Origin of the sequence: Arenivirga flava (assembly GCF_030161575.1) — a bacterium.
Taxonomy (GTDB): Bacteria; Actinomycetota; Actinomycetes; order Actinomycetales; family Microbacteriaceae; genus Arenivirga; species Arenivirga flava.
This window is the reverse complement of sequence record NZ_BSUL01000001.1, coordinates 856,406-867,909: the sequence shown is the minus strand read 5'-3', so window position 1 is coordinate 867,909 and position 11,504 is coordinate 856,406. Positions and strand designations below refer to the sequence as shown.

Here is an 11,504-nt window from a genome sequence, read left to right as displayed (position 1 = left end):
GCGACGAGCGGATGCGGGCCGCGGCCCGCATCCGCTCGTTCCGGCGGTGCCTACAGCGCGGTGACGGGGAACTGCATCCGCGGGTTCGCGTAGGCGTCCTGCGACTCGACGAGCTGCAGTTCGCGCTCGCCCGATCGGTGGGTGCGCTCGAGCAGGTCGTACACGCTCGAGGTGGCGCGGGCGAGGGCCTCGGCCGCGTCGCCCGTGCGGCGGTAGTGCGCGGTGAAGAGCGCGGCCGTGACGTCGCCGGAGCCGTTGGCCTTGAAGGGCAGCCGCGGCGTCTGCACGATCCACGAGCCCTCCGCGGTGACGGCGAGCATCTCGATGGTGTCCTCGTCGCGGTCGGGCCGCTCGACGCTCGTGACGAGCACGCTGCTCGGCCCCTTCGCGCGGATCAGGGCGACCGCCTCGAGGGTCGACTCGATCGTGTCCGGGCGCGTGCCGGTGAGCTCGCCCAGCTCGAACTGGTTCGGCGTGATGAGGTCGGCGGCGGGCACGACCCGCTCGCGCAGCAGTGCGGGGATCGCCGGGGCGACGAAGCAGCCCGACCTCGCGTTGCCCATCACCGGGTCGCACGCGTAGATCGCCGAGGGGTTGGCCGCCTTCACCCGCGCGACGGCGTCGAGGATGACGTCGGCGATGCCCTCGCCGCCCTGGTAGCCGGAGAGCACGACATCGATGTCGCCGAGCACGCCGCGCTCCTCGATGCCTGTGATCACGTCGCGCACGTCGTCCGGGCTGATCAGCGGCCCGCGCCACGCGCCGTAGCCCGTGTGGTTCGAGAAGTTGACCGTGTAGACGGGCAGCACCTCCACGCCGATGCGCTGCAGCGGGAACACCGCGGCGGAGTTGCCGACGTGGCCGTACGCGACGGCCGACTGGATCGAGAGCACCTTCATCCGTCCAGCATGGCACCCGCGCGCACGGCCGCGCGCCGACGGCCGTCGTACTGAGACGCCGATAAGATGGCTGCCATGTCCGGTCACTCCAAGTGGGCGACGACCAAGCACAAGAAGGCGGTCATCGACCAGCGCCGTGCGAAGTCCTTCGCCAAGCTCATCAAGAACATCGAGGTCGCCGCCAAGATCGGCGGTGCCGACCTCTCCGGCAACCCCACGCTCGTGGACGCCGTGCAGAAGGCCAAGAAGACCTCGGTGCCGAACGACAACATCGACCGCGCCATCAAGCGCGGCGCGGGCCTCACGGGCGAGGTCATCGACTACACGACGATCATGTACGAGGGCTACGGGCCGAACGGCGTCGCCCTGCTGATCGAGTGCCTCACCGACAACAAGAACCGCGCCGCCGCGGAGGTGCGCACGGCCATGACCCGCAACGGCGGCACCATGGCCGATCCCGGCAGCGTGGCCTACAACTTCTCGCGCAAGGGTGTCATCTCCATCGAGAAGACGGATGCGGTGAGCGAGGACGACATCATGCTCGCCGTGCTCGAGGCCGGCGCCGAGGAGGTCACCGACCGCGGGGCCGGCTTCGAGGTCGTCACCGAGCCCACCGACCTCGTCGCGGCGCGCACGGCGCTGCAGGAGGCCGGCATCGACTACGACTCGGCCGAGGCCGAGTTCGTGCCGGGGCTCAACATCGACATCGATGCCGAGACGGCCCGCAAGGTGTTCCGCCTGATCGACGCGCTCGAGGACTCGGACGACGTGCAGAACGTGTACTCGAACTTCTCGATCCCCGCCGACGTGCAGGCGGAGCTCGACCAGGACGAGGACTAGACCTCCGTGTCGCTCCGGGTGCTCGGGATCGACCCCGGGCTCACCCGGTGCGGCGTCGGCATCGTCGACGTGGATGCGCGACGGCGCGGCCGGCTCGTCCACGTCGACGTCCTGCGCACCCCGCCGGACCTCGCCATCGAGCGGCGGCTGCTCGCCATCGGCGAGGGCATCGCCGCGCTGCTCGACGAGCACCGGCCCGACCGCGTCGCCCTCGAGCGGGTGTTCGCCCAGCACAACGTGCGCTCCGTGATGGGCGTGGCGCAGATCAGCGGGGTCGCCATGCACGAGTCCGCGCGCCGCGGCCTCGCCGTCGCGCTGCACACCCCGTCCGAGGTTAAGGCGGCGGTCACCGGGTACGGCTCGGCGGACAAGGCGCAGGTCGCCTCCATGGTCGCCCGCATCCTCGGGCTGACGGAGGCGCCCAGGCCGGCCGATGCGGCGGACGCCCTCGCGATCGCGCTGTGCAACGCGTGGGGCGGCGGGGGAGCGTCGGTCGTCTCCGCGGAGGGCGGCACTCCCGCGCAGCGCGCGTGGCGGGCCGCGGAGAAGTCGGCGGGCGCTCGTAGGCTGGCCCCATGATCTCCTCCCTGCGCGGCACCGTGCTGTCCTCGAGCGGTTCCACGGTCGTGCTGGAGGTCGGCGGCATCGGCTACTCGGTCGCGGTCACGCCTCAGCACGCCCTGCTGCTCGCGCCGGGGCACGAGGCGTCGCTGCGCACCAAGCTCATCGTGCGCGAGGACGACCTCGCCCTGTTCGGCTTCGAGGACGAGGAGGGGCTGCAGGTCTTCGAGCTGCTCATCGGCGTCACCGGCGTCGGACCGAAGTCTGCGCTCGGGGTGCTCGGGCACCTGACCCCCGGGCAGATCGCGCAGGCGATCGCCGACGAGGACGATGCGGCGTTCCGCAAGGTGAGCGGCATCGGCCCCAAGACCGCCAAGCTCATCACCGTGTCGCTCGCCGGCAAGCTGCGCGTCGCGCCCCCGCCGCCCCGCGTGCGACCGTGTCGGCCCCCGCGGTCGGCGACAGCGTGCGCAACGCCCTGATCGGCCTCGGCTGGTCGGAGAAGATCGCGGTGCAGACGGTGGACGAGCTGCTCGCCGCGGGCGCTCCCGAGGAGACCGCCACGGTGCCGGCCCTGCTGCGCCTCGCGCTGGCGCAGCTGGGCCCGGCCGGAGCCGGACGATGAGCGACGGGACGATCAGCCCGCGTCCCGAGAACGACGCCGAGCTCGCCTTCGAAGGCGCGCTGCGCCCCAAGAGCCTGGGGGAGTTCGTCGGGCAGCAGAAGGTGCGCGGTCAGCTGCAGCTGCTCCTCAGCGCGGCGACGCTGCAGCACCGCACGCCGGACCACATCCTCTTCGCGGGTCCTCCCGGTCTGGGCAAGACCACGCTCGCCATGATCGTCGCGGAGGAGGGCGGCCGGCCGCTGCGGCTGTCGAGCGGACCCGCCATCCAGCACGCCGGCGATCTCGCCGCGCTGCTGTCGAGCCTGCTGCCGGGCGAGGTGCTCTTCATCGACGAGATCCACCGCATGGCGCGCAGCGCCGAGGAGATGCTGTACCTCGCGATGGAGGACTTCCGCATCGACATCATGGTGGGCAAGGGCGCCGGCGCGACCAGCATCCCGCTCGACCTCGCGCCGTTCACGCTGGTCGGCGCGACGACCCGATCGGGACTGCTGCCGAACCCGCTGCGGGACCGCTTCGGGTTCACCGCCCATCTCGAGTTCTACGAGCGCGCCGAGCTCGAACGCGTCCTGGAGCGGGCAGCACGGCTGCTCGGGCTCGAGGTCGCTCCCTCCGCCCTCGCCGAGATCGCGAGCCGCAGCCGTGGCACCCCCGCATCGCGAACCGCCTGCTGCGCCGTGTGCGCGACTACGCCCTCGTGCACGGCACCGATGCCGACCTGCCTGCCGTGCGCGCCGCGCTGGAGCTCTACGACGTCGACCCGATCGGGCTCGACCGTCTGGACCGCGCGGTGCTCGAGACCATCCTGCACCGCTTCGAGGGCGGCCCGGTCGGGCTCAGCACGCTCGCCGTCTCGGTGGGTGAGGAGGCGGAGACGATCGAGTCGGTCGTCGAGCCGTTCCTGGTGCGCATCGGCATGCTCGGGCGCACACCGCGCGGCCGGGTGGCGACCAACGCCGCCTACGCGCACTTCGGCGTCGCCCGCCGCAGCGAGGAGACCCTGTTCGGCCCGTGACCTATACTCCGTAGAGCCCGCGGGCCGAGCCCGGTTGTCGCGGCGCCGCACCCCACCACCACTAGACTGCTCGGGTTCGCCCGCGCTCTCGAAAGGCCTCACCCCTCCTCATGGAACTCATCCTCCTCGGCTTCGCCGCCATCCTCGTCGTCTTCATGTTCTTCAGCAGCCGGAAGCGCAAGCGGGAGGCGGAGTCGCTGCAGGAGAAGATGGTGCCGGGTGCCGAGATCATGACGAGCTTCGGCGTGTTCGGCACGCTCGTCTCGGTCGACGACGAGACGCACACCGCGATCGTCGAGGTCGCGCCGGGCGTCGAGCTCAAGGTCTACCGTCAGACGCTCGCCCGCGTGGTCGAGCCGACGGTCGCCGAGGACGAGGTCGTCGAGGAGGACGCCGCGATCGTCGAGGAGCAGCCGGCCGCCGCCGAGCCCGTGGTCGAGCTCGACGCGAAGCCCGACGCGGAGACCAAGCGCAAGGACGCCGAGTAGCAAGCACCCCGTCCGCGGGGCCTGCGCCCCGCGACGTTCGAAGAAAGCTGGGTTTCGCAGGTGGCTAGAACCTCCTCGGTCAAGAAGGCGTGGCGTTCGCTCGCGTGGCTTGGCGTCATCATCATCGGTCTCGTCGGCCTCAACGTCTACGGCGTCGCCACCGAGCGGGGCACCTGGACCCCGAGCTCGCGCTCGACCTCCAGGGCGGCACGCAGATCATCCTCGCGCCGCAGCTCGAGGACGGGGAGGGCATCTCGGGCGAGCAGCTCGACCAGGCCGTCTCCATCATCCGCGACCGCGTCGACGCCTCCGGCACCAACGAGTCCGAGGTGACGACCCAGGGTGGCCGCAACGTCGTCGTCTCGATCCCCGGCGAGCCCGATGCGGCGACCATGGAGCGCCTGCAGGCGTCCGCGCAGCTGTCGTTCCGCCCCGTGCTCTACACGGAGGCCGCCCCGGTCAGCTCGATGACCGACGAGGACGGCGACGGCGAGCCGGATGAGGGCGCCTCGGCGTCCCCGTCGTATGAGCCCGACCCCTCGCTGGCGACGACGCCGAGCGTCGAGCCCACCGACGCCAGCGACCTCAACTGGATCACCGAGTCGCTCTTCGACCGCTTCTCGAACACCGACTGCGCCACGCTCGACGCGCACTCGCTCAACACGGCGCCGGCCGACGAGCCGCTCATCGCCTGCTCCGACGACGGCACCCAGCGCTACATCCTCGGCCCCGTCGAGGTCTCCGGCGACCAGATCAGCGATGCCAGCGCCGGCATGGTCTCGAACCAGCAGGGCGTGAGCACCGGCCAGTGGGCCGTCAACATCCAGTTCAACGGCGCCGGCACCGACGCCTTCGCCGCGGTCACCCAGCGGCTCTTCGCCTTCCAGCAGGGCACCCCGCAGAACCAGTTCGCGATCGTGCTCGACGGCGCCGTCATCTCCGCGCCCACGACCAACGCGATCATCTCCGACGGCCGTCCGCAGATCTCCGGCTCCTTCACGCAGGAGACCGCGCAGGCCCTCGCCGACCAGCTCAAGTACGGCGCGCTGCCGGTGAGCTTCGAGGTGCAGAGCCAGGAGACGATCACCGCGACGCTCGGCTCGGACCAGCTGCGCAGCGGCCTGATCGCCGGTCTCGTCGGCGCGATCCTGGTGATCGGCTACTCGCTGTTCCAGTACCGCTCGCTCGGCCTCGTCACCGTCGCCTCGCTCATCGTCGCCTCGATCGTGACCTACCTGCTGGTGAACATCCTCAGCTGGAGCCAGGGCTTCCGCCTCTCCCTCGCGGGCGTCGCCGGCCTCATCATCTCGATCGGCACCATCGCCGACTCGTTCATCGTCTACTTCGAACGCGTGCGCGACGAGCTGCGCGACGGACGCGGCCTGGAGTCCTCGGTCGAGGCCGGCTGGAAGCGCGCGCTGCGCACGATCCTCGCCTCCGATGCGATCAACGTGATCGCCGCCGTGGTGCTGTTCGTCGTCGCGGTCGGCAACGTGCAGGGCTTCGCCTTCACGCTCGGCCTCACGACCCTCATCGACGTGCTCGTCGTCTGCCTGTTCACCCACCCGGTGATGCAGCTGCTCGCACGCACCCGCTTCTTCGGGGAGGGCACCGCCTCAGCGGTCTCGACCCGAAGGCGCTGGGGGCCGTCTACCGCGGCCGTGCGCAGTTCCGGGCGCCCGTGGTGGCCGCGGGCAAGAAGAGCCGCAGCGCCGGCGAGGCGCAGCGTCGCCAGACCATCGCGGAGCGTCGCGCGGCCGAGCAGGCCGGCGACGGGGAGAAGGAGTCCTGATGGCCGGCCTGACCGAATGGGGCAACAAGCTCTACACCGGCGAGCGCAGCGTGCCGGTGATCGCCCGGCGCAAGCTGTGGTACCTGATCGCGGCGATCGCGATCCTCGTCGCAGCCACCGTGCCGTGGCTGCGCGGCGGCTTCGTGCTCGGCATCGACTTCACCGGCGGCAGCCAGTTCACGGTGGAGCAGGTGACCGCCGGCGAGGGCGGCATCGACCAGTCGGTGGCGACCGATGCGGTGCTCTCGGTCGCGCCCGAGGCCGGCCCCCGCGTCGCCGTGCTCGGTGACAGCGCGGTGCGCGTGCAGACCGAGCAGCTGACCGACGACGTCAGCGCCCAGGTGAGCGGCGCCCTCGCCGAGGCCTACGACGTGCCGCGCGACAGCGTCAGCTCCTCGTTCATCGGCGCGAGCTGGGGCCAGGACATCACGCTCAGCGCGCTGCGCGGCCTCGGCATCTTCCTCGTCGTCGCGACGGTGTTCATGGCCATCTACTTCCGCACGTGGAAGATGTCGATCGCGGCGATGGCATCGCTCGTGCACGACCTCATCCTCACGGTGGGCGTGTACGGCGTGCTGGGCTTCGAGATCACCCCGGCGGCCGTCATCGGCTTCCTCACGATCCTCGGCTACTCGCTGTACGACACCGTCGTCGTCTTCGACAAGATCAGGGAGAACACGACCGAGGACGACGGCGACCAGCGCAACAGGACGTTCGCCGAGTCGGTGAACCTCGCGGTGAACCAGACCCTGGTGCGCTCCATCAACACGGCCGTGGTCGGTGCGCTCCCGGTGGCGGCGATCCTCGTCGTCGGCGCCTTCGTGCTCGGCGCGGAGACGCTGATCGACATCGCGCTGTCGCTGTTCGTGGGCACGCTGGTCGGCACCTACTCGACGATCTTCATCGCGGCGCCCACGTACACCCTGCTGCGCGAGAAGGACGAGGACGTGGTCAAGCAGACCGCCCGCATCCTCGAGTCGCGCGCTGCCGCAGCCTGATCGGATCGCCGCAGCATGAGCATCTGGTCGCGCCCCGAGCGAACGCGGGAGGGAGCGGACCCGGCTGGTGCTAGCGTCTCGGAGACGGGGCGCATCCGACGCCTCAGGCCGGGAGGCGAGACCGTGACCGATCTGCAGACCTCGAGCCTCTCCACGTTGCGCGCGCGGCTGCCGCGTCTGTTCTCCCGGGCGCAGCCCGCGGGGGCGGTCGAAGCGCTGCTGCGGACGGTGCGCACGAACCACCCGCGCGCCGAGCTCGCGATCATCGAGCGGGCTTACGTCGCCGCCGAGAAGGCGCACCGCGGCCAGCTGCGCAAGAGCGGCGAGCCGTACATCACGCATCCGATCGCCGTCGCGCAGATCCTCGCCGAGCTCGGTCTCGGTCCGATGACGGTCGCGGCATCGCTGCTGCACGACACCGTCGAGGACACCGACTACACCCTCGAGCAGCTCCGCGCCGACTTCGGCGAGGAGATCGCGATGCTCGTCGACGGCGTCACCAAGCTCGACAAGGTCAAGTACGGCGACAGCGCGCAGGCGGAGACCGTGCGCAAGATGATCGTCGCGATGTCGAAGGACATCCGCGTGCTCGTCATCAAGCTCGCCGACCGGCTGCACAACGCCCGCACCTGGGGATTCGTCCCGCCGGAGAAGTCCGCCAAGAAGGCGCGCGAGACCCTCGAGATCTATGCGCCCCTGGCTAACCGGCTCGGCATCCAGGCGATCAAGCTCGAGCTCGAGGACCTCTCGTTCGCGGTGCTCTACCCGAAGCTGTACGTCGAGATCGAGAGCCTCGTGCGCAACCGCACTCCCGAGCGCGAGCAGTACGTGCAGCGCGTCATCGCCGACGTGACCGACGACCTCCGCTCGGCTCGCATCCGCGGCAAGGTCGTGGGGCGGCCCAAGCAGTACTACTCGATCTACCAGAAGATGATCGTGCGCGGGCGGGAGTTCGACGAGATCCACGACCTGGTCGGCATCCGCGTGGTCGTCGCCACGGTGCGCGACTGCTACGCCGTGCTGGGTTCGATCCACGCGCGGTGGAACCCGATCCCGGGCCGCTTCAAGGACTACATCGCAACGCCGAAGTTCAACCTCTACCAGTCGCTGCACACGTCCGTCATCGGTCCGCAGGGCCGCCCCGTCGAGATCCAGATCCGCACTACGGAGATGCATCAGCGCGCCGAGTACGGCGTCGCCGCGCACTGGAAGTACAAGGAGAACGTGGCCACCGGCCGCGGCGATCAGCCCGCGAGCGGCGACACCGACATGGCCTGGCTCGCGCATCTCAGCGACTGGCAGTCGGAGACGGCCGACCCGGGGAGTTCCTCGACTCGCTGCGCTTCGAGATCGGTGCGAAGGAGGTCTACGTCTTCACCCCGAAGGGCAAAGTCGTCGGCCTGCCCGCCGGAGCGACCCCGGTGGACTTCGCGTACGCCGTGCACACCGAGATCGGCCACCGCACCATGGGCGCGAAGGTCAACGGGCGGCTGGTGCCGCTGGAGAGCGAGCTCAACTCCGGCGAGGTCGTGGAGATCTTCACCTCGAAGAACCCGGAGGCGGGTCCGAGCCAGGACTGGCTCGGCTTTGTCAAGAGCGCCCGCGCGCGCAACAAGATCCGCCAGTGGTTCACCAAGGAGCGCCGCGACGAGGCGATCGAGCACGGCAAGGACGCGATCGCCCGCGCCATGCGCAAGCAGAACCTGCCGCTGCAGAAGCTCATGGGGCAGGAGCCGCTCACCGAGCTGGCCGCGAACATGCGCTACGAGGACGCCTCCGCGCTGTACGCCGCCGTCGGCGAGGGGCACATCTCGACCCAGTCGGTCATCGAGAAGCTCGTCGCCCTCGCCACCGCGGAGACCGCCGCCGAGTCGGACGAGGCGGACTTCACCCTGCCGACCAAGGGACGCTCGCGGCCGCTGCGCAACAGCGACTCGGGCGTGCTGGTGCGCGGCGCGCCGGACATCCTCGTCAAGCTCGCGAAGTGCTGCACGCCGGTGCCGGGCGACGAGATCGTCGGCTTCATCACCCGCGGGCAGGGCGTGTCTGTGCATCAGCGCGCGTGCAACAACGTGACCGCGCTGCTCGATCAGCCCGAGCGGATGATCGACGTCGAGTGGGCGCCGTCGTCGAAGAGCGTCTTCCTGGTGCAGCTGCAGATCGAAGCGCTGGACCGTTCCGGCCTGCTCTCGGATGTGACGCGCGTGCTCAGCGAGCACCACGTGAACATCCTCTCGGCCAACGTCTCCACGTCGACCGACCGGCTCGCGATCAGTCGCTTCGTGTTCGAGATGGGCGACACGACCCACCTCGATCGGCTGCTCAATGCGGTGCGGCGCATCGACGCCGTCTACGACGTGTACCGGGTCAGCGCGGGCTGAGCGTCCCGACCACGTCGAGGGCGGCGAGGCGGCGGAGCGCGTGGGCCTTGCCGGGCAGCTTGCGGCGTGCGTCGAGCAGCTCCAGAGCCCGACCAGGCGTCGTGCCGGCGAGGCGCAGCAGCTCGCGCACGGCGTCGCGATCCTCGTCGTGCTCACCGTCATCCGCGGTGCGGACGAGATCGAGCGCGGTGCGCAGCGGACTCGTCACCAGGACCCCGCCGAGCTTCGTCAGATCACCCTGCTCGAAGCGCACCTCCCGCAGACCCGCGCTCGGCCCCCGATGCGTGCGTGCGGAGACCGAGACGCACAGCTGCGGCGCGGCCGGCGGGCGCAGCACGACGCCGTGCACCCAGGCTGCGCTGCGGAGCTCGACGATCACCCGGTCGCTGCGCCCGCCGTGCACGACGGCCGCACGGACCTCCGCCGCATCCGGCGCGTCGATCGTGAGATACCGTCCCGCGCAGGGGATCAGCTGGCCGTCGAGTCGCGCCGCCTGGAGCTCCGCCAGCGGCAGCTCCGAGGCGTCGAGCACGGAGCCGAGGAGGGGAGTCATGCCCTCAGCGTGCGCCGTGCCGAGCTCCGGCAGCGGTCCTCGCACGGTTCTGTGGGCTCCCGCCGCCTGTGGAGAGACGGCGGGCGGGACTCAGTCGCGGATGGCGCCGAGCCAGCCCCGCTGGGTCGCCAACGCCGCCTCCGCCTCGCGGATCCGCCGCTGATCGCCACGGGACTTCGCGTCCTCGAGCTCGCGCTCGAGACGTGCGATGGCGTCGTGCAGCTGCCCGGCGAAGCCCTCGCTGCGCGCCTTGCGCTCGGGGTTGCTGCGCTTCCAGTGCTCCTCCTCGAGGCCCTTGACGTGGCTCTCGATGGCGCGGATGCGGTCCTCGACCGAGCGCACCCTGTCGCGCGGGACCTTGCCGATCGCATCCCACTTGCGCTGCACCGCGAGGAGGGCCGACTTCGCCTTCTTCGGATCCGTCTCCTGCAGCAGCGGGGCGGCCTCCGCGAGGAGGGCCTCCTTCTGCTCGAGGTTCGCGCTGAACTCCTCGTTCTCGACCGCGATGATCTCGTTCTTGGCCGCGTAGAGGATGTCGCCGGCTTCCTTGAACTGCGCCCAGAGCTGGTCGTCGACCTTCTTGCCGGCGCGGCCGGCGGCCTTCCACTCGTCGAGGAGCTGGCGGTAGGCCGGGATGCCGTCGGCGCCGCGGCCGGTGAGCTCCTGCGCGCGCGCGACGAGCGCCTGCTTGCGCGTGCGCGCCTCCTTGTGCGCACCGTCGAGCTCGGCGAAGAACGCGCGGCGGTGCTGCTCCACGGTCGAGCGCGCGGTGCGGAAGCGCTTCCAGAGCTCGTTGGCCTCGCCCTTGGGCAGGCGCGGGCCGTCCTGCTGGTGGCGCTGCCACAGCGCGAAGAGCTCGTCGAGCTTCGCGGAGGTCTGCTTCCACTGCACCCGGGCCGGGTCCTGCGCGGCGAGGGCCTCCGCGGACTCGACGATCGCGGTGCGCTCGAGGATCGCGGCCTGCACGGCCTCCTTCGCGGCGGCGGTCTGCTGCTCGGTGAGCTCGCCGACCGTGCCGCGCAACGCCTCCAGGCGGGTGGCGAGGGAGCCGAGGTCGCCGACGGCGCTGGCGTCCGCCAGCGTGGGCAGCAGGCGCTCGACCGTCTTGGCGACGTCACCGGCGGCGGCGCCGCCCTTGGCGCGCTGCTCGAGCAGCGTGACCTGCCCGGCGAGGTCGGCGTACTTGCGCTCGTAGTAGGCCAGGGCCTCCTCGGGCGTGCCGTCCGGGTACTCGCCGACGAGGCGCTCGGCGCCCTCGGCGTCGCGCACGTACACGGCGCCCGTCTCGTCGACGCGGCCCCAGGGCTTCTGCTCGTTCTCTGCCAACGCACTCACCTTGTTCATCCGCTCGG

General features: G+C 70.8%; 7 protein-coding genes and 4 pseudogenes. 8 read left to right on the top strand and 3 right to left on the bottom strand.

Going from position 1 to position 11,504, the window contains the following annotated elements:
- Positions 1 to 50 precede the first annotated feature (50 nt).
- Positions 51 to 899, bottom strand: coding sequence for a pyridoxal kinase PdxY (gene pdxY, locus QQK26_RS04270; RefSeq protein ID WP_284230380.1), 849 nt, complete (start codon positions 897 to 899; stop codon positions 51 to 53).
- Between the two features lie 75 nt (positions 900 to 974).
- On the opposite strand from pdxY, the gene QQK26_RS04265 reads away from it, so the two are divergent.
- From QQK26_RS04265 to QQK26_RS04230, 8 genes and pseudogenes are all read left to right on the top strand, one after another.
- On the top strand, positions 975 to 1,739 hold the full coding sequence (locus tag QQK26_RS04265) for a YebC/PmpR family DNA-binding transcriptional regulator (RefSeq protein WP_284230378.1): 765 nt from the start codon (positions 975 to 977) through the stop codon (positions 1,737 to 1,739).
- Positions 1,740 to 1,745: 6 nt separating this feature from the next.
- Positions 1,746 to 2,318 carry a crossover junction endodeoxyribonuclease RuvC gene (gene ruvC / locus QQK26_RS04260; protein WP_284230376.1) on the top strand — a complete coding sequence of 191 codons (573 nt, stop codon included), beginning with the start codon at positions 1,746 to 1,748 and terminating at the stop codon, positions 2,316 to 2,318.
- A pseudogene (gene ruvA, locus QQK26_RS04255) lies at positions 2,315 to 2,925 on the top strand (Holliday junction branch migration protein RuvA). Before ruvC ends, ruvA begins: the two are co-directional and overlap by 4 nt.
- Positions 2,922 to 3,940 (top strand): annotated as a pseudogene (gene ruvB, locus QQK26_RS04250) (Holliday junction branch migration DNA helicase RuvB). The pseudogenes ruvA and ruvB overlap by 4 nt, the downstream one beginning before the upstream one ends.
- Before the next feature lie 110 nt (positions 3,941 to 4,050).
- Complete coding sequence (locus QQK26_RS04245) at positions 4,051 to 4,428, top strand: preprotein translocase subunit YajC (protein WP_284230373.1); 378 nt, start codon at positions 4,051 to 4,053, stop codon at positions 4,426 to 4,428.
- A gap of 89 nt (positions 4,429 to 4,517) precedes the next feature.
- Positions 4,518 to 6,065, top strand: a pseudogene (gene secD, locus QQK26_RS04240) (protein translocase subunit SecD); the annotation flags it as partial.
- A 154-nt stretch (positions 6,066 to 6,219) separates the two neighbouring features.
- On the top strand, positions 6,220 to 7,218 hold the full coding sequence (gene secF / locus QQK26_RS04235; RefSeq protein WP_348519986.1) for a protein translocase subunit SecF: 999 nt from the start codon (positions 6,220 to 6,222) through the stop codon (positions 7,216 to 7,218).
- A gap of 15 nt (positions 7,219 to 7,233) precedes the next feature.
- Positions 7,234 to 9,599 (top strand): annotated as a pseudogene (locus QQK26_RS04230) (RelA/SpoT family protein).
- Here QQK26_RS04230 and QQK26_RS04225 read toward each other — a convergent pair.
- Positions 9,586 to 10,152: a type IV toxin-antitoxin system AbiEi family antitoxin gene (locus QQK26_RS04225; RefSeq protein WP_284230370.1), complete on the bottom strand. Its 567-nt coding sequence runs from the start codon at positions 10,150 to 10,152 to the stop codon at positions 9,586 to 9,588. The pseudogene QQK26_RS04230 and the gene QQK26_RS04225 overlap by 14 nt on opposite strands.
- A gap of 90 nt (positions 10,153 to 10,242) precedes the next feature.
- Positions 10,243 to 11,478, bottom strand: coding sequence for a DUF349 domain-containing protein (locus tag QQK26_RS04220; protein WP_284230366.1), 1,236 nt, complete (start codon positions 11,476 to 11,478; stop codon positions 10,243 to 10,245).
- Positions 11,479 to 11,504 lie beyond the last annotated feature (26 nt).